At 56.7% G+C, this 20,422-nt stretch carries 23 protein-coding genes and 1 tRNA gene; 15 read left to right on the top strand and 9 right to left on the bottom strand.

The features are described from left to right. The first annotated feature begins 15 nt into the window (after positions 1-15). On the top strand, positions 16-210 hold the full coding sequence (locus VMS83_RS07545) for a hypothetical protein (RefSeq protein WP_325411431.1): 195 nt from the start codon (positions 16-18) through the stop codon (positions 208-210). 83 nt (positions 211-293) lie between these two features. Then, the gene (locus VMS83_RS07540) at positions 294-1,037 is read left to right on the top strand and encodes a tetratricopeptide repeat protein (protein WP_325411429.1); all 744 of its coding nucleotides are present in this window, start codon (positions 294-296) and stop codon (positions 1,035-1,037) included. A gap of 9 nt (positions 1,038-1,046) precedes the next feature. Here VMS83_RS07540 and VMS83_RS07535 read toward each other — a convergent pair whose 3' ends face one another. Further along, complete coding sequence (locus VMS83_RS07535; RefSeq protein ID WP_325411427.1) at positions 1,047-1,463, bottom strand: PaaI family thioesterase; 417 nt, start codon at positions 1,461-1,463, stop codon at positions 1,047-1,049. 150 nt (positions 1,464-1,613) lie between these two features. On the opposite strand from VMS83_RS07535, the gene VMS83_RS07530 reads away from it, so the two are divergent. The 5 genes from VMS83_RS07530 (at position 1,614) to VMS83_RS07510 (ending at position 6,325) form a co-directional block, all read left to right on the top strand. Continuing rightward, the gene (locus VMS83_RS07530; protein WP_325411425.1) at positions 1,614-1,844 is read left to right on the top strand and encodes a hypothetical protein; all 231 of its coding nucleotides are present in this window, start codon (positions 1,614-1,616) and stop codon (positions 1,842-1,844) included. 86 nt (positions 1,845-1,930) lie between these two features. Beyond that, positions 1,931-2,653 (top strand): dolichyl-phosphate beta-glucosyltransferase, encoded by a 723-nt coding sequence (locus VMS83_RS07525; RefSeq protein WP_325411423.1) that lies wholly within the window; start codon positions 1,931-1,933, stop codon positions 2,651-2,653. Further along, positions 2,650-4,464: a hypothetical protein gene (locus tag VMS83_RS07520; RefSeq protein WP_325411421.1), complete on the top strand. Its 1,815-nt coding sequence runs from the start codon at positions 2,650-2,652 to the stop codon at positions 4,462-4,464. The genes VMS83_RS07525 and VMS83_RS07520 overlap by 4 nt, the downstream gene beginning before the upstream one ends. Continuing rightward, on the top strand, positions 4,445-5,746 hold the full coding sequence (brxD, locus tag VMS83_RS07515; protein ID WP_325411420.1) for a BREX system ATP-binding protein BrxD: 1,302 nt from the start codon (positions 4,445-4,447) through the stop codon (positions 5,744-5,746). Before VMS83_RS07520 ends, brxD begins: the two co-directional genes overlap by 20 nt. Positions 5,747-5,776: 30 nt before the next feature. Beyond that, entirely contained in the window at positions 5,777-6,325 is a 549-nt protein-coding gene (locus tag VMS83_RS07510; protein ID WP_325411418.1) for a hypothetical protein, read from the top strand. A gap of 29 nt (positions 6,326-6,354) precedes the next feature. Here VMS83_RS07510 and hisD read toward each other — a convergent pair whose 3' ends face one another. Next, a complete protein-coding gene (gene hisD / locus VMS83_RS07505) occupies positions 6,355-7,635 on the bottom strand; it encodes a histidinol dehydrogenase (RefSeq protein WP_325411416.1) in 1,281 nt (426 codons plus the stop codon). 210 nt (positions 7,636-7,845) lie between these two features. On the opposite strand from hisD, the gene VMS83_RS07500 reads away from it, so the two are divergent. The 3 genes from VMS83_RS07500 to VMS83_RS07490 all read left to right on the top strand — a co-directional run bounded on the left by VMS83_RS07500 (position 7,846) and on the right by VMS83_RS07490 (position 9,098). Then, entirely contained in the window at positions 7,846-8,034 is a 189-nt protein-coding gene (locus VMS83_RS07500) for a hypothetical protein (protein WP_325411414.1), read from the top strand. Positions 8,035-8,044: 10 nt separating this feature from the next. After that, the gene (locus VMS83_RS07495) at positions 8,045-8,230 is read left to right on the top strand and encodes a hypothetical protein (RefSeq protein WP_325411413.1); all 186 of its coding nucleotides are present in this window, start codon (positions 8,045-8,047) and stop codon (positions 8,228-8,230) included. Positions 8,231-8,309: 79 nt separating this feature from the next. Then, complete coding sequence (locus VMS83_RS07490; protein ID WP_325411412.1) at positions 8,310-9,098, top strand: MBL fold metallo-hydrolase; 789 nt, start codon at positions 8,310-8,312, stop codon at positions 9,096-9,098. Here the strand turns inward: VMS83_RS07490 and VMS83_RS07485 are convergent, their stop codons facing one another. Further along, a complete protein-coding gene (locus VMS83_RS07485) occupies positions 9,099-9,794 on the bottom strand; it encodes a response regulator (RefSeq protein WP_325411410.1) in 696 nt (231 codons plus the stop codon). Beyond that, on the bottom strand, positions 9,794-10,987 hold the full coding sequence (locus VMS83_RS07480) for a hypothetical protein (RefSeq protein ID WP_325411408.1): 1,194 nt from the start codon (positions 10,985-10,987) through the stop codon (positions 9,794-9,796). The genes VMS83_RS07485 and VMS83_RS07480 overlap by 1 nt, the downstream gene beginning before the upstream one ends. A 169-nt stretch (positions 10,988-11,156) precedes the next feature. Between VMS83_RS07480 and VMS83_RS07475 the strand changes: the two genes are divergently transcribed. Continuing rightward, positions 11,157-12,809, top strand: a complete 1,653-nt coding sequence (locus tag VMS83_RS07475) for an ATP-dependent DNA ligase (protein ID WP_325411406.1) — start codon at positions 11,157-11,159, stop codon at positions 12,807-12,809. Positions 12,810-12,814: 5 nt separating this feature from the next. Here the strand turns inward: VMS83_RS07475 and VMS83_RS07470 are convergent, their stop codons facing one another. The 3 genes from VMS83_RS07470 to VMS83_RS07460 all read right to left on the bottom strand — a co-directional run bounded on the left by VMS83_RS07470 (position 12,815) and on the right by VMS83_RS07460 (position 15,444). Beyond that, positions 12,815-13,957 carry a hypothetical protein gene (locus VMS83_RS07470; protein WP_325411404.1) on the bottom strand — a complete coding sequence of 381 codons (1,143 nt, stop codon included), beginning with the start codon at positions 13,955-13,957 and terminating at the stop codon, positions 12,815-12,817. Positions 13,958-14,029: 72 nt separating this feature from the next. Beyond that, the gene (locus VMS83_RS07465; RefSeq protein WP_325411402.1) at positions 14,030-14,299 is read right to left on the bottom strand and encodes a hypothetical protein; all 270 of its coding nucleotides are present in this window, start codon (positions 14,297-14,299) and stop codon (positions 14,030-14,032) included. A 5-nt stretch (positions 14,300-14,304) separates the two neighbouring features. Further along, positions 14,305-15,444: a glycosyltransferase family protein gene (locus VMS83_RS07460; RefSeq protein ID WP_325411400.1), complete on the bottom strand. Its 1,140-nt coding sequence runs from the start codon at positions 15,442-15,444 to the stop codon at positions 14,305-14,307. A 237-nt stretch (positions 15,445-15,681) separates the two neighbouring features. Here VMS83_RS07460 and msrA point away from each other — a divergent pair, with 237 nt between their 5' ends. The 3 genes from msrA to VMS83_RS07445 all read left to right on the top strand — a co-directional run bounded on the left by msrA (position 15,682) and on the right by VMS83_RS07445 (position 17,821). Continuing rightward, positions 15,682-16,170, top strand: a complete 489-nt coding sequence (gene msrA / locus VMS83_RS07455; RefSeq protein ID WP_325411398.1) for a peptide-methionine (S)-S-oxide reductase MsrA — start codon at positions 15,682-15,684, stop codon at positions 16,168-16,170. 35 nt (positions 16,171-16,205) lie between these two features. Continuing rightward, positions 16,206-17,480, top strand: a complete 1,275-nt coding sequence (locus VMS83_RS07450; RefSeq protein WP_325411396.1) for a LamG domain-containing protein — start codon at positions 16,206-16,208, stop codon at positions 17,478-17,480. A 71-nt stretch (positions 17,481-17,551) separates the two neighbouring features. Further along, a complete protein-coding gene (locus VMS83_RS07445; RefSeq protein WP_325411394.1) occupies positions 17,552-17,821 on the top strand; it encodes a hypothetical protein in 270 nt (89 codons plus the stop codon). A 91-nt stretch (positions 17,822-17,912) separates the two neighbouring features. Here the strand turns inward: VMS83_RS07445 and VMS83_RS07440 are convergent. Further along, positions 17,913-17,986 (bottom strand) — tRNA-Val (locus VMS83_RS07440). 162 nt (positions 17,987-18,148) lie between these two features. On the opposite strand from VMS83_RS07440, the gene VMS83_RS07435 reads away from it, so the two are divergent. Further along, positions 18,149-18,478 (top strand): DUF4389 domain-containing protein, encoded by a 330-nt coding sequence (locus VMS83_RS07435; protein WP_325411392.1) that lies wholly within the window; start codon positions 18,149-18,151, stop codon positions 18,476-18,478. Between the two features lie 110 nt (positions 18,479-18,588). On the opposite strand, the gene serA is transcribed toward VMS83_RS07435, so the two are convergent. Continuing rightward, entirely contained in the window at positions 18,589-20,193 is a 1,605-nt protein-coding gene (serA, locus tag VMS83_RS07430) for a phosphoglycerate dehydrogenase (protein WP_325411390.1), read from the bottom strand. Positions 20,194-20,422 lie beyond the last annotated feature (229 nt).

Below are 20,422 nucleotides of genomic sequence, written 5' to 3'. Positions count from 1 at the left end.
ATACCGTTTCTGGAGATGTGTGCCATTGTGGCCGGGATCTCATTTCTTCTCGTAGTAGGAGCGATCGGCTTTATGGCAACCTTCCCGCCCGGCTACCAGGAAATGCTCTTTAAGGAGAACCTGCTGAATCCCTCCCTTCTCACGATCGCCCTCCTTGCCGGGGGAGCATACTGCGGTTCCCTTATCCTTTTTATCTGGTACCTGCACTGAATTTGCTGCATATTCCGTCGCTTCCGAACATTTCAGGACCAGGAAAGCAAGATTGATGTCAGGACAGCGCCCATATACAGGGCATGAAGCGAGGGCAGATTCTTGGAATCCTGGCACTTCTCCTGGTGTGTGCCATAACCGTCATTCCCGTCATAGCAGAAAATATAACTACATCCGTCCCTTCAACCCGCGATGCTGCAACGGACTATTACAATTATGCAGCACAGTTAACGGCGAGCGGAAACTATACGGATGCGATCGCACTATACGACAAGGCACTTGGCTCGAACACGACCGAGATACAGGAATCCGATGCACTTCTCTATATCTATCAGGGTAAGTCCTATGCCCAGATCCAGCTGGGGAACTATACCAGTGCGATAGATACCCTCAATACCGGACTTGCAGTTTACCCCACGGATGAAAACCTGTGGAATAACAAGGGATATGCACAGTTCAGGAACGGGGATTACAAAGATGCGGTAACCTCGTACAACAATGCGCTCGCAAACGACGCAAATTTCACCACGGCCCTGGTCAATAAAGGCGATGCCCTTGAAAAAATGGGGAACTACCAGGACGCCGTAACCGCATATACGGCAGCGCTGGCAGGCAATCCCGGCAGTAACGAGACCCAGGCCAAGCTTGCCAATGCCCAGAACGAGGCTGCAGCGGCGCAGCAGACAAACCTTATCATTATTGGCGTTATCGTGATCATCGCGATAGGGGGAGTGGCGTATTATGTCCTGAAAAAGCGCCCCGCAAACGCAACAAACAAGGATAAACAGCCCGATAAAACCGGATCAAAGAAAAACAGAAAGAAATAACCTTTTTTATCAGGTGCAGGCGGTCACGGCAAAAGACGCTGTTGTCCGTGAGAGCACCGTCTTTTCAGTATTATCGATCCTGACTTCCCCTTCGCAGAACGCCACCCTCCGGCCCTTCCGGATCACCCGGCCTTCGGCAATGAGCGTCCCCTCGCGGACCCCCTTGATAAAACTCGTGGATTCCGATATGGTGGCAATTCCCTCGGACGCTTCGAGCAGGGGATAGAGTGCGAGTGCCATCGCCTCGTCTGCGAGCGCCACGAGCATCCCGCCCTGCAGCCAGCCGACCCCGTTATGCATGTCCTGCCGGACTGCCATCTTCAGCATCGCCCGACCCTCCCCCATGCTGACAACATCGATACCGGTGAGCCCAAAGAACGGGTTGGCGTACTTCCCGTTCTTTCTTATGTTTTCCAGGTAGGTCATGGTACTGGCAGAATGTCTGGGGGTGAAGACCATTAAAGTTGCTGCCCTGCGGAACCGCAAACGGGCACTTCCACCAAAGGGGTGAGAGACCTCATAAAGATCCCGCCATTTCCGCTCATTTAAATACAGGCATCCCTTACAACAGGATCTATGGACGATGCAGAACTCAAGGGAATGCTTGCCGACCTGATCTGGCTCAACGCGCTGATTGCAACCGAACTTATCCAGGTGACCGAGAACACCTCCGCCATCCTGCGCAAGTCCCCGCCACCTGACAGCTGTCTTGTGGATCATCGTGACCTCCGTGCGACGGCTCTTGCGATTGCGGAGAAATACCATAAAGAAACCGCCCTTGCCCGGCATCTGGGAAAACACCAGTAACATTATGGGCGATCTCCTCCCAACAGTACAGGACTAATCCGCTGCCGGAGCCCGGGTTTTGGCCGGTTGCGGGAAATACCGGGCGTTTGTACATTCGTACCATGACCACATCCCCCCTGCCCAGGTACAGCCTTGTCATCCCGGCCTACAATGAGGAGAAGCGGATAGCGGGCCTCTTTGATGCAATCCCACAGTTCGATGGCGAACTTATCGTCATCTGTGACGGCAGCGACCATACGGCCGACGTGATCGGGGATATCGCGGAAAAGAGGCCCGATCTCTGTATCCGCTGCATCCGCTTTCCCTCACGGCTGGGGAAGGGCGGAGGGGTGATCGCCGGGTTCCGTGCCGCACGGGCGCCCTTGATCGGATATGTGGATGCAGACGGCTCAACCGGTATCGATGAGATGATACGCCTGTTCGGGCATCTGGGGCCTGTGGATGCCGCTATGGGATCACGGTGGATCCCGGGATCGATGCCTGCAATCCGGCAGAGCTGGGCACGCCGGCTGGAAAGCCGGGGGTTCAACTTCCTCATCCGGTCACTGTTCGGGCTCTCGTTTCATGATACCCAGTGCGGCGCGAAAGTCTTTAAAAAATCCGCGGTCGATGCTGTACTGCCTTACCTCATCTCGCAGGGTTTTGAGTTTGATGTCGAGCTGATCTGGAGGCTTCTAAGGGCCGGCGCCCGGATCGAGGAGGTTCCCATCGCATGGCAGAACAAAGGGGATTCCCGGGTCAGGAAAGGGGACATGCTGAGGATGTTTTTCGGCCTTCTCCGGATCAGGCTTCATCCGGCCGCGACATGATACCGACTTCGGCGGAAGAGGACAGAAAAGAGGCATTTGCGCTCTACAACTCCGGGAAGTACACAGAATCCCTCGCTGTCTGCACCCGGTTACTGGAGACCAGCAGGGACCCCGCCCTTGAGATCCTCGCTGCCACCAATCTGTTCTCTCTGGGAAGATTTGATGATGCCGAGGTCCATTTCCATGACCTCGCCCGGAGAATGCCGGAGTCATCCCATGTCCACAGCTATCTGGGGAAGGTGCTCGATCATAAAAATGACGAGAATGCAATTGCAGAGTTTGCAACTGCCGTCCGTCTGGACCCCGCAAACCAGGATGCCCTGCGCTGCTATGCTGCAGGCCTTATTGCCCGGCATGATGAGCGGGGAGCGCTCCCGGCGTTGCAACAGATTTACAGGGTCGGGAAACGCCCTGATGATCTCCGGCAGCTGCTCATCGCCCTCATACGATCAGGACATGCAGGGGAGGCCTGTCGTCTCTGTGAAACGGAGGGATCGGGACTGATCCCGCGGCGGGAGTATGCCGAGGCACTTCTGGCATGCGGAAGATTCCGCGAAGCCGCAGAAGAGGCAAAGAGACTCTATGGTGAGACCCGCGACCCTGCTGTTCTCAGGATTCACCTGCGTGCATCCTCCCGGACGGATACCACGAACGCCCCTGCGACCTATGCCTCGTTTCTCAAAGAGGTGCCCGATCCCGGTATCTATCTGGATTATACGCACCTGTTGCAGGAACGTGGCGAAGCGCTCCGTGCACTTGCAACGATAAACAAACTGATCGCACTCGATAATCAACCGGAGTTCCGACGCATCGCGTGCGAACTGTATGCGGCGGCAGGAGATCCCGCAAATGCCCTCAGGGAATATGAAACCCTGATCCGGGACGAGTTGCAGGCACCAGCCGTATCCGCAGGGTTCCGGCAGATCCTCCGCTCGTATCTCGGGTATATCAGTACGCAGTTCCCTCTTCCGGAAGTCCGGGAACGGTTCCTCACCCACGTCTCCGACGACGCAGAGGCCACGTGTCTTGAAGAGATGGCGAGGATGTACCACCAGCAGGGCGATGACACCGAGGCGGGAGCCCGGTATTACCGGGCATACCGCGCAGATTATCTCAACGGCGGCCTTGCGTATGCCGGGTTCCTTGCCTCCCGCGGTGATGCCCGGGAGTGCGAGAAGATCCTCCTCCACATCCTTGCAAATGTGAAGAAAACCAGTGACCTCAGCCGTGTTGCCGCAGCCGTGACAGAACTCGATGGCAGGCTCCGGTGCATGAAACGCCTCACCCGGCAGCTGATCCGGATCCTTGAGGTGCGGCGGCAGACCCTCACCTCAGAGGACCGGGAGTACCTCGCTGCAGCGTACCTGCGTGAAGCCACCGATGCACTCTCCCGGGAGGATTATGCGGCAGGGATGTATAACTGCCTCCGGGGGATGGATGTACTGCCTGCATACTCCTGCACGTGTCATGCCGAGGATTTTCTCTTTCTGATTAACCGTATCAAGGAACGGATGCCGACAGATATCCCGGTCATGACGAGGTCTCCAGGAGAAGAGAACGCCGGATCCGAAGAGGCGCTCCAGGCAGTCATGGACCGTATGGCGCTCTCCGGCCCGGAGCAGAAAATCGTGCTGTTCCTTGCCACCCACAGGCGGGCAAGCGAGACGGATCTGCGCCGGTTGCTCAAGACCCGGCGGGTTGCCGGGATGGTCAACCTGCTGATCCGGAAAGCAAAAGCACAGGGGATTATGCTCATAGAGAAAAAAGGTATGACTACAGAGGGGGAGGTTTATGACTACTGCGGACCCTGAACAGAAGGAGCGGCGCCGGCATGAAAGCCTCAATATTATCAATGCCCTGAGGCGGGGAACCGTTCCCGCGGACGGTCTCACCCGTATCGTCGTGGGGCTGGAAGTGGAAGAGGGCGTGATCGGCCGCCAGCTGGACTATGTCGCCGAGGGGGGTGGCGATCTCAAGTTTATCAGGGGTGATTTCGGGAGCGGCAAAACGTTCTTTGTCGCACGGGCTCTCGAAATTGCAGCGGACAAAGGATTTGCCACGGCCCATATCTTTGTATCTCCTGCCACCTCCCTCTCAAAGCCAAAAGCACTCTACCAGCAGATCTGTGCCAGTCTCAGGACAAACGAGACGGATCACGCACTCAAGACGATCATCGATAACTGGCTCTTTGCGATCGAAGAACGGCTGATCTCCTCCGGCAGGGATGGCGAGAAAGAGGCCGACCTTGAAGTGAACGCGGAAAAGGAGATCGAAGCGGCACTGGCCGGTATCAGCGGGACCAGCACCGGCCTTGCCGCCGCACTGCGGACCTATTACCGCGCCAACAATGCCGGGGATTTCCCGACAGCACAGTCCGCTATAGGCTGGATTGCCGCAGAATCCACCATAGGCCGGGATTTCAAGCAGAAAGCAGGGATCAAAGGAGACGTGGATGACACCCTGGCGTTTTCCTTCCTTTCCGGGCTGGTTGAGATCATCCATGGCGCGGGATATGCCGGGCTTGCGGTGGCGATCGATGAACTGGAGACCCTGCAGGGGCTCCAGCGGAACCAGCGGGAAAGAAGTTACCAGACGCTGGCGCGGATCATTGATGCACTTGACGGCGGAAGGATGCCGCACTGCTATTTTTTGTTCACCGGAACCCCGGCCTTGTTCGACAGTTCACGGGGCATACGATCGCTCACCCCGCTCTATGACCGGATCAGCGTGACAGAGACGGATTCATATAAAAATCCCCGCCAGCCCCAGATCCAGCTCCTGCGGTTTGACACCGGTAAACTCGAGCGGGTGGCCCTCAAAGTAATCGATGTGTACTCACAGGCATACCGGGAGGTGGACCGGGAGCGGGTCTCCCACCGTTTCATCCGGGCCATGATCAAAAAAATCACCTCCCGGTTCGGTGGCAGGGTGGATGTGATCCCGCGGATCTTCCTCAAGGAGTTTGTCGATGTGCTGGACAAGTGCGAGATCTACGAAGACTACAACCCGGCAGATGCTTACGAATTTGATGCGGGACACCTGAAAGGTGACCTCAGGGCAGAGGAAGAGGCCGTCATGGTCGTTGAATTTTAACCGGCACTGATACAGTTTTATCGTTCGGCAATGAAGGGTACAGGCATGCGCGGGCGGTCCTGTTTTCTTGCTGCAGTCACCCTCCTTTTCCTTCTCGGGGGTTCGCTTGCCGGGGCACAGACTGTCACGATCACGGCTGCCCCTGCCGAGGTCCACGTAGGGGATACGGTCCTCCTTAATGGTACAGTCTCGGGCATCCACACCATCGCGGTCTACCTTTTTGTTATCGGTCCCGATCTGGATTCACGGGGAGTGACGCTGGAAAACCTCAACATCCCGACGGGGCATGGACTCTTTACCACGGCACCGGTAAACCTGGAGAACGGGACCTGGCAATATACCTGGGACACCTCGGTCATCCTTGGCACCATGAACCCGGGGAAGTACACGGTCTATGTCGTGACGTCGCCGGTCGACCGCGAGCGGTTCAGCAGCGGGGGATATGACTCGGCACAAGTCACCTTTCTTCCACCGGTAAACAGCCCCACCCCCGTCCCACTTCTTCCCGGGATTGCGGTCGTGGCTCTGGGGATCGCCGCCGGTTCCGTGGCAATCCGGCGGCTGAAAAAAGGCGATTAAAAAGTCAGGAAAAAAGTGTTCGTTCCGCTTCACCCGGAACTATTCTTCCGGTGGGGGTGAGCCCCCCTGAACCGCACCTTTACGGATCCGGCATGGGCGGCCAGACCTTCTGCGGTGGCAAGTGTTTCTATGATCTCCCCGATGCTTTCGAGCCCATCCCGGGTGAGGTACTGGACAGAAGATGTCTTGCAGAAGTGATGGACGTCAAGGCCGGAATACTGCCGTGCATACCCTGCCGTGGGGAGGACATGGTTGGTGCCCGATGCATAATCCCCGCAGGCGACCGGGGTGTAAGGCCCGACAAAGATGGCACCCGCGTTCCTGACACTGCCGAGAACCGGCAGGGGATCGGCAACCTGGAGGGAGAGATGTTCCGGTGCTACTGCATTTGAGATCGCGATCGCTTCATCGAGGTCCCCGACAAGGATATAGCCTGAATTTTTGAGCGCCTGGGCCATGATCTCCTTCCGTGGGGCGTGCTCTGCCTGTTTTTTGATCTCTGTGCCGACCTGGTCAGCCAGCATGGATGAGGTCGTGATAAGTACACAGGCCGCATGCGGATCGTGCTCGGCCTGTGCGAGGATATCTGCCGCCACATAGGCCGGGACAGCACTTTCGTCCGCGATGACGGCGATCTCACTTGGCCCTGCAGGGAAGTCGATCTCGGCATACTCGCGCAGCATCATCTTTGCCGCGGTAACATACACGTTCCCGGGCCCGACGATCTTTTCCACCGGCTCGATGGACTCGGTCCCGAGGGCCATGGCAGCAATGGCCTGGGCCCCGCCGCACTGGTAGATCTCGGAAACACCGGCAATGTCAAGCGCCACAAGGGTGAGGGGCTGGATCGGTGGGGGGGAACAGCAGCAGATCTCGGGGACGCCGGCGATCCGTGCGGGAACCGTGCACATGAGGGCGGTGGAGGGATACGCGGCCCGTCCCCCGGGCACATATGCCCCGATCCGTGAAAGGGGGGTGGTTTTCACCCCGAGCGTGATGCCCGGCTCGATCTCGGAGAGCCAGAGGCCCCGTGGCTTCTGGAGCTCGTGAAACCTGCTGATCCGCTCCTCTGCCTCCACAAGGCATTCGGTGATCTGTGCATCGACCAGTTCGTAGGCAGACTCCCGGGTGTCTTCATCAACAGCGAGCGTATCCAGATGCACCTTGTCGAATTTTTCGGCGAGCTCGATGAGGGCCGCATCTCCTCCCGTTCTCACCTTTTCGATGATCTCCTGAACGGTTCCGTGCACCTCATCCAGCCGGGACGTGCGCCGGGAGACCCATGTTTCGACATCGACCGCGCTCCACATAGCAGGAAAAATCGGCGGGATAGTTTGTTAAGGTTTCGTTATCCGGGCCTCTTCCGCTGAAAAATTCTCCCGGCAACTTACGGTCAGGTCAACGGAGGCCGGAAGAGCGGGATCCCTCTTTTCTGATCGCTTTTTTGCTCCGGCCCGGCAGAAAAAACGGCATTCAATATATTTATCACCATCCCGCCGTAACAGTCAATGTGGTTCACCATGGCTGACCTGCTGACGGATCTTCTCATCTATATCGGTTTTGGAATCATCACCTTTGTTATCGGTATGGTTATCGGGGATCAGTGCCTGACGATGTACTACACGAAGCGGTTTATGCTCCTGGCAAAAAACTGCTCCGATTCAGACTCCGTTGTCCCGCTCGTGGACGAACTGGCCCGGGAGACATGAGGGGATCGGTATGGTTGACATTGTAAGTTATTCCTTGATCGGTGTCACATGCCTCTGTTTCGGCCTGATCGTCAGTTTCCAGATCGCCCATATCCGGTACTGCCGGAAGCTCGCCGTCCTTGTCCGGCGGTCCGTATCCACCAAGACCATTGCCCCCGTGCTCGCGGAATACGAGACATTAAAGGCTAAAAAATAACAGCGCTCTTTTTATCCCGTTTTTCCCGTTACCGCAAAAGAAAGCTGGTTAATACAACCGGCACCAATGGTACGGTGCGATGCGATGCACGATCCTTGCAAGCGGGAGTAAAGGAAACTGTACCTGTGTTTCCGGGGACGACGGTGCCCTTCTCATCGACGCAGGCCTGAGCGCAAAGGAGACTTTCCTCCGCCTCAGACAGAGCGGGTGTGATCCCGAATCCGTCACCGCGATTATCGTTACCCACGAGCATACGGACCATATCAGGGGCCTGGATGTTCTTGCACGAAAGATTTCCTGCCCGGTCTACGGGACCGGGGGAACTCTGGCAGATTTTTGCGGCCACCGGCGCACCTCGGATAAATCACTGGAAACGCACGCCTGCCGGTACGACCATCCCTTCACCGTTGCAGGGTTTACCATCACACCCTTTGCCACCTCCCACGACGCTGCAGAACCCTGCGGTTTTATCCTGCAGGAGAACGGGACAAGGCTTGGGTACTGCACCGATACCGGGGTGGTCGGCCCCCACATCCTCAGCCTGCTCAGGGGATGTGACGGGGTGGTACTGGAGAGCAACCACTGCCCTGATATGCTGGCAAACGGCCCGTATCCGGAATCCTTAAAAAGGCGGATACGGTCGAGCCGGGGGCATCTCTCAAATCCCGCTGCCGCTGCCGTGCTCCAGGCACTGGGAAGGGATGTGCCCCAGGTAGTGCTCTCGCACCTGAGCGAGATCAATAATACGCCGGAACGTGCCCGCGCAAGTGCACGGGACGGGCTGGGGCTCTTTTTTGAGGAAAAAAACCTGATCGTCGCAACGCAGCACGGCTGGACCCCCGGCGCCCCGCAGGAGATCCGGTTATAATCACTTCGGGACAGGCACCTGCGCAAGGGCTTCTTCAAGTTCCTTGAACCCGTACGGTTTGATCAGGGCTGCGGTAAACCCGCTTGCAGCAAAATTGACCAGCAGGGGATGCGTGGCATACCCGCTGGAGACGATCGCACGCACCTGCGGATCGATCTCTTTGAGCAGGGGAAGGGTCTCCTCGGCACCGATCCCACCCGGTACCGTAATATCAAGGATAACAACATCAAACTGCGAACCCGCTGCATGTGCCTTCCTGTACAATTCAATGGATTCTTCTCCACATTTTGCGGCCGTGACCGTGTGGCCTAAAAACGAGAGCATGTCACTTGTTGCCGAGAGAATTGCGTCCTCATCATCCATCAGGAGGATCCTGTACCCGGCTGCGGAACCTTTCTGTCTACCATGCAATCCCTGCGGATGAGCGTGGGGCAGCTTTGCTTTTGGCACCACAGCTTCTGTTTTCTCGCGGCCCTGTAAGGGATCGAGCAGCTGGACGGAGTGGTCGCGTGCCCGCAGAATGCTTTTTTCAGCCTCTTCCAGATGCCGGCGCACACCTTCCTCATGTGCACAGGACCGGCGTGCAAGCTGGATATTCGCGAGTGCCGAGGAAAGGGAGTTGTTTATATCATGGGCTGTTTTTCGCACCATGGATGATGAGGGGGTCTTTTTGCATCCCTTGGGGAATCTTGCCATTATAATACCTCAATCTTGAGCAGTTTCATACAATATTGATCGACGGCATCAAAGATTGCCTTCTTTGATCGTTTGACTTTCTTTGGATCATCCGAGTGATAATCATGGGCCACGTACTCCAGCAGCGTAACAAAAAAGTGCTGCGGGCCAAATCGTTTTTTTATCTCATCCATGCACGCAGCCGCATCGGCCTGTTTTCCGCTCATCACCTCGAACGAGTAATCCAGCAGGAGCAGGGCCTGCAGCGGGATATTCTTGCCAACGGCAAGCTTCCGGAACCGGAAATACGTATCCATCCGGCTGGTGATAATCGAGAGCTTGAGGCCATAGTAGATGGGCTCGATCTCGTCGGGGTACTGCTGGGTCATCTGCTTGACAACCCCGGCAACCCCGCCGGCATCACGGTTCTCGAGCTTGAGTTTATAGAGCTCCCGTAAAAAGAACATGTCATTATAGAACCGTTCGATCGCAATGTTGAGGAGCTCCTCTTTGAGGTCGCGTCTCCCGTCCTTGGATGCCTTCTCGATCCCGATGCGAAGGAACTCGCGCTCGCTGGGGAACCAGTCGATCGCCTGCTTGATCATGAACCAGAAGATCTTGTTGATCCGCGGGTCTTCAGAGATCTCAAGATCCTGGAGCCGGTTTATGGGGGGGTTGAGCCGGACCATCTCGATCATCTGTTCTCGTGCCGCAAGCGCCATGTCCTTGAGCCGCTGGTTCTCTCCGCTTCTTTCGATCGGGTTCTGCTGGGTGGAGAGGACGAAATAGCAGTACGCAATCGCCGGGCAGATGATGATATCCACGGACCGGTATTTCTTGAGCTGCTCGGCACCTTCAGCGTATTTGCCGGTATTGATCATCTTCATGCCCAGAAGGATATCATAGACGGCACGGTTCCGGCTTCCGCGCTTGTTGCGCATGGCATAATCAAAGAGTTTCTCGACAAAGGGGATGTCCTCGGATTTTTTCGAGGTTTCAAGAACCGCAAATGCCATGGCGTCGATGAACTGGTCAAAGAGCTCGTCGCTCAGGCCGGGAAGCGTTTTATCCAGGGAGGCGATGACCTGGCCGAAAAATACCGGAATATTTGCATCAATCTTTTCGCTGTTGACCGTGATGTAGTCGCTGAACTCCTTCTTTAGCCGGTCCAGTCTGACCCTTACTACTGCTTCGGGCTGCCACTCGTCACCCATAAAAATCCGCGATCTGCACTGCATCTACTATCGGCAGGGCATTAAAAAAACCTTTACCTTTGACGGCAGATGGCAGGAGCATTGTACCGGAAAGGAAAACGCTCCCTTTTACTGACAAAAAAGGCAAACTGTTAATGCTCATCTCGTCATACGGAAAAACAGACATTTTATGCTCTTTCTGGACTTCGCCCGGTGCTGCGAAAAGCTCGAAGGCATCTCCGGCCGACTCGATATGATCGCTATCATCAGCCGGGAGCTGCCGGGCCTGTCAGAGGAAGAGCTGCCTATTTTTGTCCGGTTTGTCATGGGCAGGATCTTCCCGGACTGGAGCCCGCAGAAGCTGGGGATCGGACCCAATCTTCTCTACGAGGCAGTCGCCCAGGTCGCCGGGGTAAAAAAGGAAGTTGTTGTCGACCGGATCAACCGGACCGGCGATGTGGGGTCTGCCATTGAGGAACTGCTGGCAAAAAAGACACAGGTCTCGTTCTCAAAGCAGGATCTTGAGATCACCGAAGTCTACACAAAGCTCATCGGCATTGCTGCCCGGGGCGGGGCAACCTCCCAGAAGGTCAAAGTCAGGACAATTATGTCGCTTTTGGGCGACGCATCCCCGCTCGAAGGACGCTACCTCTCCCGGATCATGCTCGAAGAGCTCCGGATCGGTGTCGGCGAGGGGAGCGTCCGGGAGGCGATTGCAAAAGCGTTCTCTGTCGAACCGGCGCTCGTGGAGCACGCAATGCAGGCGATAAACGACCTTGGCGAGGTGGCAAGGCTTGCAAAAGCCGGTGAGGCAGCCCTTCGCGATGTGAGGATCACCCCCTTCCACCCGGTAAGGATGATGCTTGCCCAGCAGGGATCGATTGCCGGCATGGTGCAGGAGCACGGCGAGGTGGCAGCAGAGTTCAAGTATGACGGCTCCCGGTTCCAGTTTCATAAACAGGGCAGCCGGACCGGCATGTATTCCCGCAGGCTGGAGGATGTAAGTGCGGCCCTCCCTGACGTGATCGCACTTCTTTCTTCTGCAACCACACACGATGTGATTCTCGATGGTGAAGTGATCGCCATCAAGGAGGGCAGGCCCATGCCGTTCCAGTCCGTGCTCCGACGGTTCCGGCGGCGCCACGATGTGGCCGAGGCCCAGGAGGAGATCCGGATGGTTCCCAATGTCTTCGATATCCTGTACCTTGATGGCAAAACCCTGATCGATCTCCCGTTCCACGAACGCCGTACAATCCTTGCGGATACAGTCACGCAGTATGTAGCGCCGCAGGTGGTAAGCGGCGATCCGGCCGTGATTGAAAAAACCTACAACGACGCGCTCGCGGCCGGCCACGAAGGGATCATGATCAAGGTCCGCGATTCCACCTATACCCCGGGCCAGCGCGGGAAGAACTGGATCAAGATCAAGCCTGATGTGGACACGCTCGACCTTGCCGTTATCGGGGCAGAGTGGGGCGAGGGAAAACGGGCGCATGTGTTCGGGTCATTCCTTGTGGCCTGCCAGGACCAGGGAAGACTGGTCCCTCTCTCCCGGGTTGCCACCGGCTTTTCTGACGAACAGCTGGCTGAGGTGTACGATCTCCTTAAGGATACGGTGATCTCACACTCCGGAAAAGAGGTGCGCTTCGAGCCGGAGCTGGTCTTCGAGGTCGGGTATGCCGAACTCCAGGTCAGCCCCACCTACGGGGCCGGTTTTGCCCTCCGGTTCCCCCGGTTTGTCAGGATCCGGGATGACAAGGACACAACCGAGATCGAGACCCTCGACGGCCTCAAAGAACGGTACCAGCGGCAGTCAAAGTCCGCGCAGGCCTATACCGGATGACATGGTTAAAAAGAGAAGAGGGTTCGCTGGGTGCGCATCTCGGGGAGGAGTGTGCTGTGCTCCTGCCAGTGCGAAAACCCGATCCGGGCCGACGCGACCGCTACGGCAGCATCCAGCGATTCGCGGGAGACCGGCGGGGATGCCATCGCCTTTCTTGCCGCTTCCCGGATCACCCAGGTTCCCAGCGGTGCCCAGTAATCGCTTGAAATATGGCGCAGCACGATGACCCGGGCCGAGCGCCGTATGCCGGTGAGGTATTCCGTGACCGCAAGGCGGGCCGAGTAATATGCCCCGGAAATCGGGGAATAACCCTGCTTTTTTATCCCTTCGCGATCCTGCACAATTGCCTCGGTGTCCCCGGCCCAGAGGGTCTGTTTTCCCCAGACCTCGATCATCTCATACCGCCAATCGCCCGGGGCAAGGATGCAGACGATCCGGTTGGCAAAGACCTCTCCGGAGAAGACAAGAAACTCATCAATGGGGGGAAGCCGTGCGATCTCTTTTTTGAGCGCCACAGACAGCGTATCATCGACTGCGGTGATCGCCCAGCGGGTAGGGACAAAATGCCGGCGCCGCCCGAGAAGTCCGGAGGTCATGAGTTTGGCGATGCTGTATACATCGTTCCCTCCCCGCGAAAGTTCCACGCAGGCCTCAGTTGCACCAAGATCGGTATCCGAGGTGATCCGGTCAACGAGACGCTCCACACTCGCACTCCCTACCACGTCAAGCCGCCGGATCTCTCCTGAGAACCCCACCGGTGCCACGGTCCCGTCAAATGTCATCGCAAAGGAGACAGGTCGGGAGAACGCAACGTCTACGTCAAGCGGCCGGGACGAGAGGGCAATCTCCTGGAGCCCTCCCGTTACCTGCCGGGCCGGGGAGCGCCCGCGGATCGTCCGGGCACGGATGGCCACGACATCTTCGATCCCAAGATCCTTTGCCAGCCAGTCCGGCGGATGGTCGCTGTCATCGATAAGGAGCGGGCCTCCCTGGACGTCCGGGTACCCGAAGCTCCCGACAAAGACCGAGGGTGCGCTGCCCTGGTAGCTTGCTGACGGTTTCACGGTGGCCTGTGCAAGGAACCTGCTCGTAATCGGGCACCGCGGCAGGCCGCACAGCCCTTTTCCCTTGCACTGGATACACTGCATCAGGCCACTCTCCGCGATCCGGGGATCCCTCCGTGCAGGACTTCAGGCAGGTATCGTATACCGGCAGGTCCCTTAATGCAGGAACGTGGTCGACAGGACAACGTGGCTCTCCTCATCGGCAAACGAGATCCTCCAGCCTGCATCGAACCGTGCCCCGCACTCCGGGCAGATCAGGATCACCCGGTAGAGATCCCGGGTGGATTTCACCGGGCTCACCTTTCCGTCCTTTGCGGCATTCACCCTTACAAAAGAAGTATGGAACCCGTACTCGTACCCGCAGGCCGGGCAGACATGAAGGTCCTCCCCCGGCTTTATCGGTGTAATCTCCGCGGAAATCCCCATGACTGTTACTTCCCCTGTTCTGATGACGCAGCTTCAGCCTTCCGGTTCAGCGCATTGCGGGCAACAGCTTCGATGACCGCTGCAGCGTTCTTCCTGCCGTTCACTGCGGCCAGGGCACGTCCGTTGGTGCGAGGGGGGAGCGCAAGCGTCTCCGCGATCTTACGTTCAAGGATCTCCTTGGTGATGGTCCGGCCGTCGATGGACATTCCCGCACCCATGTCAACGATCTTCTTTGCATTATTCTGCTGTTCCGGGTGGCCGGGGTCCATGATGATGAGCACCGGCTTATTGAAAAGCAACGCCTCGTGGAGCGTTGTCAGGCCGCCGTGTACAATGGCTATCCGTGCCTCGGCCAGATGCTCGTAGAGGTTGGGCACATACCCGTGGGAGAGATAATTGTCCGAGGATTCGGGAAGGATTGCACCCGTATAGAAGACATCAAAGATCAGATCCTTTCTCTTGTCGGCGATGGTCCGGAGCAGCCGGTAGAGCGGGAGCTTGTAGGGCTCACCCCCGAAACTGGTAAAGATCGTGTCCTGCGAGAACCGGTACCGGCTGGGATCGATCTCCAGGAAGGGCCCGGTGAAATGATAGTGCGGCTTCTCTTTTTCCGGGATGAGGAGGTTGTACTCGCTGACGGTGTCCGGGGACGGGTAATCGGGGACGATCACTGCCCCGGCCAGCTTCAGGTACCGGCGGATCAGGAAATTTAACACGCTCCAGACCGGGTTTTTTTCGCCCCCCGGACCGGTGAACCGGTTCTGGTTGGTGATAAAAACCACCGGGACCTTCCGGAGCCGGGCTGCAATGACCCCGGCGTACATCGTATCACAGACCACCAGATCGATCCCGTTATCCCGGATCAACCGTCGGACTTTCAGCCCTGACCGGACCATGTTCAGGGCGATCCACCGTGAACACCAGAGGGTCTTTTTCAGGGAGAAAAAACCATTCTCACCCTCGAGGCTGACCTCACGTTCCCCCCGGTAGACCGTAACGCACCCATGGTCGTGGAAGAAATCGAAGGATTTCCCGTACGCAAGAAAACTGACCGAGTGTCCCTGCTGCTCCAGGTAATGGCCAAGATGGATACACCGGGACGAGTGCCCCAGCCCCTCCCCGCAAACGACAAACAGTATCCGCATGTTCCCTCGTTTCCCCACAGACAGAACCGGCTCCGGCGGCGCCTGTTCTCTTTGCCGGGATCCGGAAAGCGCTTACGAAGACCCGCACCCGGTCCCGGCACCTCCCGCTGCCCCCTCTAATATCAGAACAGGATGCGCTGTAATCGATTAAGATGGTTGCTCTCGTGACCATGGTACGGGCCAGCCGCAAATATTAAAGGGTATTACAAAGAGGATACCGTTGGAAAGGAGGATACTATGGGCGACCTTAAAACTGCCACGTTCGGCGCCGGTTGCTTCTGGGGTGTTGAGGCGGCATTCCGGAAGATTCCCGGCGTCATGGCAACCGAAGCCGGCTATGCGGGAGGAACAACCAGGAACCCGCGGTACGAGGAGGTCTGCACCGGCCGTACCGGCCACGCAGAAGCGGTAAGGCTGTTGTTCGATCCGGACGTCGTGAGCTACCCGGCGCTGCTCGATATATTCTGGTCGATCCACGACCCCACACAGAAAAACCGGCAGGGGCCCGATCTCGGGACCAACTACCGCTCGGTGATCTTTTACCGTGATCCCGGGCAGAAAGAAACAGCTCTCCGTTCAAAAGAGGAACTCGAACGGTCGGGCCGGTTTAAACGACCGGTTGTCACCGAGATCGTTCCCGCTACCGTCTTCTGGCGGGCTGAGGAGTACCATCAGCAGTATTACGAGAAGCACGATGGTTCAGGTCGCGGTTGTGCATACAAATAGAAACATATCATGGAAAAATCAAATCATAAAGAACAATGACCAAACGGGATCCGAAGACAACTCGGGGTATCTCCGAGATCTCCGCGGAGATCATGATCATCCTTCTCGTGCTCGTGATCGCCGCAATCGCCTATGGGGCATTCAGCGGTGCGCTTAATCCCCTCTTCACCAAGAAAAGCGTATATGTTGCGGGAAGCGCAGGGATAGCCACCATTCCGCAGTCCGGGGGAATTTCGGATGATGTGCTCACCTTCCTGCCAAAAGCAGGAGACCTCTTCTACCTGACCGGGCAGACCTCGGGAGCCACCGGCAGGCAGGTCACGCTCCAGGCAATCAGCCCCACGGGCCAGGTGCTGTACCCGGATGCCAGTAGCTTAAACGGGACGCTGTACGGGAAAACCCTCTATATCTACCCGAATAACACCCCCTCGTCTACCCAGTGTAACTATGCGATCTCCACCAGTGCCCCGACCGGAGCACTCCGGCCCATGGCACTGGGTACCTGGACCGTCAGGATGATCGACCCGGCCGTGAACGTGATTGTCGGGAGCTATACGGGCCAGGTGAAGAATGGTGCAACGGCACTCCCTGTAGCCGGGGGATTTTTAACCAGTGGTACGGGAATGTTTTACGACGTGAACTGTAATCCCATAACAGAGATTGTCAACGGGGCACTGACCACATCAAACACCGGCCCCGGAAACATGACGGTCACCCATTTTAATGGAGCATCGTCTATCACCATCCCGGATTCCACGGGGCTTGGTTTTACCGGGGACATGTCCATCTCCATGTGGTTTAATCCCAGCGAGGCTGTTCCGTACAGTTCGAGCGGCTCCGGATGGCAGCAGCTTATCGGGAAAGGTCTGACCAACAGCGCCGGGAGCAGTTCTTCAGATGAGAACGACAATTACCAGCTCTTCCAGCTCGGAAACCAGTTGTTATTTGAATGGAACGATGCTGTCACCGGCCAGCACTACCAGGCCATCACCACCACGACCCCCGTCCAGGCAAACCAGTGGAATTACGTTACTGCAACCGTTTCAGGCGGCCAGTTGACAATCTATGATAATGGGGTAGCCCAGCCCCTTGTCTATGACAATAGCAATGTTCCTTATAGCAATCCGGTGTCCGGACCAGTGACGGTAAACCTTGAGAATAATAATAATAATGTAAATATCGGGGAACAAAATGCAGCGAGTCCCGGCAATGACTTCTATTACAACGGGTATATCGGATCCACGGCATTGTACAACCGGGCCCTGACTACATCAGAGATCGCCGCCAACTACGCCGGATACACGGCATAATTTTTTTTTGATACGAAAATGAGGCAATCCTGCCGTAAAAGTGATATTCCCCGAGAAGCGTATCCTGAAGCATGGATCTCTTCGAACTGATCACGGTTCTCAGTATTCTCATTGAATGTACCATTCTTGTTCTTGCCATCCTGCTCGCGACTTGTCGCGGAAAGGCTTACGGCTGGCTCATCGCAATCACGTTCGCCCTCTTTGCCCTCTTTGACAGTCTTCGTGTCTTCTATCCTTCCGGGCTTCCACGCCTGAATGCGGTTATCCTTCTTGCCGGCTGTGCTTCGATGCTCTATGCCCTCTGGCTGCTCTACGAAGAGACCGGAAAAAACAACAGATAACCTGCACGGGTAGGAACGGAAACGGGATGTGGTACCCCTGTCGCAGCGATCCGGATAAATCCCTGCACCATAAAACCAAAAAACAGAGAGATGGGCCCGCTGAGATTCGAACTCAGGATCTCCGCCATGTCAAGGCGACGTCATAGCCAACTAGACCACGAGCCCGCGAAGGGATGATGCTCTATAACATCTGTCATCCTATTATTAAAAAATAGTGTACCCGTTGCCGGATACTGGCACGGCCCTATCCCCCTGACCCGGAACGGGGCACACAAAAAGACCGGTCAGTTTATCAGCCTCAGTCTCAAAGAAGGTGTCTGGTATATCATGACCGATGGAACGAACCCCGCCCCAACCCAGCTTTTTACCTACGTACATGATGCGAGCCGTCTGGAACTGCTCATCCGTATTGTTTACTGGATCCTGATTGGAATTGTTGTCTGGATCTATGGGATTATTGCCTTCATCTGCCTGTTTATCCAGTGGTTCCACATTCTGATCCTTGCCAGGCGGCATGAGGGTCTCTCCAACTTCGCCAAAGGCTACCTGGAGTATCTTGTCCATGTGATGAATTACGTCTACATCATCAATGACAGGCGCCCCAGCATCCTGCCGGTGACGGTCAGGATATTCGAAGAAGAACTGCAGGCACCCTGACATCACCCCGTCAGTGGGGTATCATCCACTTTTTTCTCTCCCAGGGAATAAACACCTGAAGGTGTTGGGCATGACGGGCATTAAAAAAGCAGAAAAAATATTTCAGAAATTCAGATCTTCTTTGATGATATCCTGGCAAACGTTGCGGAGAAGATGCCCGGCATCGAGCGGATCTCCTTCATTACGTCTTCGGGCACCGCACTGTCCACGTTCAGGACCATGAGCGCCTCTTCACCGGGGTTGATCCGGCCGACCTGCATGCCGGCAATGTTGATATTGCACTTCCCGAGAATTGTCGACGCCCTGCCGATCACGCCAGGCCTGTCCAGGTGCCGGGAGACAATGACATAGCCCTCGGGGATCAGGTCCATCGTGTACTTGTCAACCGAGACGATCCGGCTGCGGCCCTTCACGAACACCGTCCCGCATACGGTCTCTTCGGTCTTGTCGGTCTTGACCTTGATCGTGATGAGGTTCTTAAAGCCGTGGGCCTCTTCGGTCACGGTCTCGCTCATCGTGATCCCGCGTTCTTTTGCCACAAACTCGGCATTGACGATATTGACCGGCGTCTGGAGGATCGGGTCGAGCAGGCCTTTGAGGACAAGGCGGGTCACAAACTTCATACTTCCCGCGTAGGCAGCAAGCTCACCGCCATAGATGCATTCAACGGAGGCGAGACGGCCTTCCACGGTCTGGATCGCAAAGCGTCCCATCTTCTCGGCAAGCTCGGCAAACGGCTCAAGCACCTCGGCATGCTCGGTCGGGACGATCGGTGCATTCACCACGTACTTTGCAGAACCGCCGTTCATGACCTCGACACACTGCTTTGCGACCTGGATTGCCACGTTCTTCTGGGCCTCGACAGTACTTGCCCCGAGATGCGGGGTCACGATCACGTTATCGAGCGAGAGCAGCGGCGATTCAAGGGGAGGCTCGTTCTCGAAGACATCGAGCGCAGCACCGGCAACCTTGCCGCTCTTGATCGCGTCCACCAGAGCCGCTTCGTCAATAATCCCTCCACGGGCACAGTTGATGATGCGAACGCCGTCCTTCATGGTGGCAATGCTCTTCGCGTTGATCACGTGTTTTGTCTCCTTGATCAGCGGTGTGTGCACCGTGATCACATCGGCAACCGTGAAGAGCTCATCGAGGGACATCACCCTGACACCGAGCTGGGCTGCACGTTCCTTCGAGATGAACGGGTCATAGGCAACGCATTTCATGTCCATGGCGTTTGCCCGTTTTGCCACCTCGCGCCCGATCCGGCCGAAGCCAACGATCCCCAGCGTCTTCTCGTTGAGCTCCACGCCCATGAACTTCGAGCGCTTCCACTCCTTCTTTTTGAGGCTCGCATTGGCCTGGGGAATGTTCCTTGCAAGCGAGAGCATCATCGCCATCGTGTGCTCGGTCGCCGCGAGGGTGTTTCCCTCAGGGGCGTTTGCCACGATGACTCCCTGCCGGGTGGCAGCGTCCACGTCTACATTATCCACGCCGACACCGGCACGGCCGATAAATTTGAGATTCTTCCCGGCTGCGATCACCTTTGCGGTGACCTCGGTGCCGCTCCGCACGATCAGGGCATCGTACTCCCCGATGACCCTGCAGAGCTCGTCCTCCTTGAGATCGGTCTTGACGTCAACTGTGCAGGCCTCTCTCAGGATCGCAAGCCCTTCTTCCGCCAGCGGATCGCTGACGAGCACTCTCGCGTTTGCCATAAAAACCCATACAATATCTGCGCACTACCTAATCAGGGTTATTCTTACTCCGGTTCCACGATCCCCGCTGGCGTCACCGGGAGGGGTACCGGCAGATGATAATACTTAAACAGGGGGGAGGTGAGATCATAAGTGGTGCGAGCATGAAAGATGTGCCCAATATTCTATGGCTCGAAGAGATCAGGAAGGAGGATATCGCCTCCGTGGGCGGCAAGGGTGCGTCCCTTGG

It is taken from the genome of Methanoregula sp. (genome assembly GCF_035543475.1).
Classification (GTDB): Archaea; Halobacteriota; Methanomicrobia; order Methanomicrobiales; family Methanospirillaceae; genus Methanoregula.
The sequence above is the reverse complement of the archived record's forward strand: the minus strand, read 5'-3'. Positions and strand labels throughout refer to the sequence as shown.

What these genes read in the sequence shown, in the direction of transcription:
- VMS83_RS07545 (WP_325411431.1), top strand. Translation starts at nt 16, where the DNA reads ATGTGTGCCATTGTGGCCGGGATCTCATTTCTTCTCGTAGTAGGAGCG.
- VMS83_RS07540 (WP_325411429.1), top strand. Translation starts at nt 294, where the DNA reads ATGAAGCGAGGGCAGATTCTTGGAATCCTGGCACTTCTCCTGGTGTGT.
- VMS83_RS07535 (WP_325411427.1), bottom strand. Translation starts at nt 1,463, where the DNA reads ATGACCTACCTGGAAAACATAAGAAAGAACGGGAAGTACGCCAACCCG.
- VMS83_RS07530 (WP_325411425.1), top strand. Translation starts at nt 1,614, where the DNA reads ATGGACGATGCAGAACTCAAGGGAATGCTTGCCGACCTGATCTGGCTC.
- VMS83_RS07520 (WP_325411421.1), top strand. Translation starts at nt 2,650, where the DNA reads ATGATACCGACTTCGGCGGAAGAGGACAGAAAAGAGGCATTTGCGCTC.
- brxD (WP_325411420.1), top strand. Translation starts at nt 4,445, where the DNA reads ATGACTACTGCGGACCCTGAACAGAAGGAGCGGCGCCGGCATGAAAGC.
- VMS83_RS07510 (WP_325411418.1), top strand. Translation starts at nt 5,777, where the DNA reads ATGAAGGGTACAGGCATGCGCGGGCGGTCCTGTTTTCTTGCTGCAGTC.
- hisD (WP_325411416.1), bottom strand. Translation starts at nt 7,635, where the DNA reads ATGTGGAGCGCGGTCGATGTCGAAACATGGGTCTCCCGGCGCACGTCC.
- VMS83_RS07500 (WP_325411414.1), top strand. Translation starts at nt 7,846, where the DNA reads ATGGCTGACCTGCTGACGGATCTTCTCATCTATATCGGTTTTGGAATC.
- VMS83_RS07495 (WP_325411413.1), top strand. Translation starts at nt 8,045, where the DNA reads ATGGTTGACATTGTAAGTTATTCCTTGATCGGTGTCACATGCCTCTGT.
- VMS83_RS07490 (WP_325411412.1), top strand. Translation starts at nt 8,310, where the DNA reads ATGCGATGCACGATCCTTGCAAGCGGGAGTAAAGGAAACTGTACCTGT.
- VMS83_RS07485 (WP_325411410.1), bottom strand. Translation starts at nt 9,794, where the DNA reads ATGGCAAGATTCCCCAAGGGATGCAAAAAGACCCCCTCATCATCCATG.
- VMS83_RS07480 (WP_325411408.1), bottom strand. Translation starts at nt 10,987, where the DNA reads ATGGGTGACGAGTGGCAGCCCGAAGCAGTAGTAAGGGTCAGACTGGAC.
- VMS83_RS07475 (WP_325411406.1), top strand. Translation starts at nt 11,157, where the DNA reads ATGCTCTTTCTGGACTTCGCCCGGTGCTGCGAAAAGCTCGAAGGCATC.
- VMS83_RS07470 (WP_325411404.1), bottom strand. Translation starts at nt 13,957, where the DNA reads ATGCAGTGTATCCAGTGCAAGGGAAAAGGGCTGTGCGGCCTGCCGCGG.
- VMS83_RS07465 (WP_325411402.1), bottom strand. Translation starts at nt 14,299, where the DNA reads ATGGGGATTTCCGCGGAGATTACACCGATAAAGCCGGGGGAGGACCTT.
- VMS83_RS07460 (WP_325411400.1), bottom strand. Translation starts at nt 15,444, where the DNA reads ATGCGGATACTGTTTGTCGTTTGCGGGGAGGGGCTGGGGCACTCGTCC.
- msrA (WP_325411398.1), top strand. Translation starts at nt 15,682, where the DNA reads ATGGGCGACCTTAAAACTGCCACGTTCGGCGCCGGTTGCTTCTGGGGT.
- VMS83_RS07450 (WP_325411396.1), top strand. Translation starts at nt 16,206, where the DNA reads ATGACCAAACGGGATCCGAAGACAACTCGGGGTATCTCCGAGATCTCC.
- VMS83_RS07445 (WP_325411394.1), top strand. Translation starts at nt 17,552, where the DNA reads ATGGATCTCTTCGAACTGATCACGGTTCTCAGTATTCTCATTGAATGT.
- VMS83_RS07435 (WP_325411392.1), top strand. Translation starts at nt 18,149, where the DNA reads ATGACCGATGGAACGAACCCCGCCCCAACCCAGCTTTTTACCTACGTA.
- serA (WP_325411390.1), bottom strand. Translation starts at nt 20,193, where the DNA reads ATGGCAAACGCGAGAGTGCTCGTCAGCGATCCGCTGGCGGAAGAAGGG.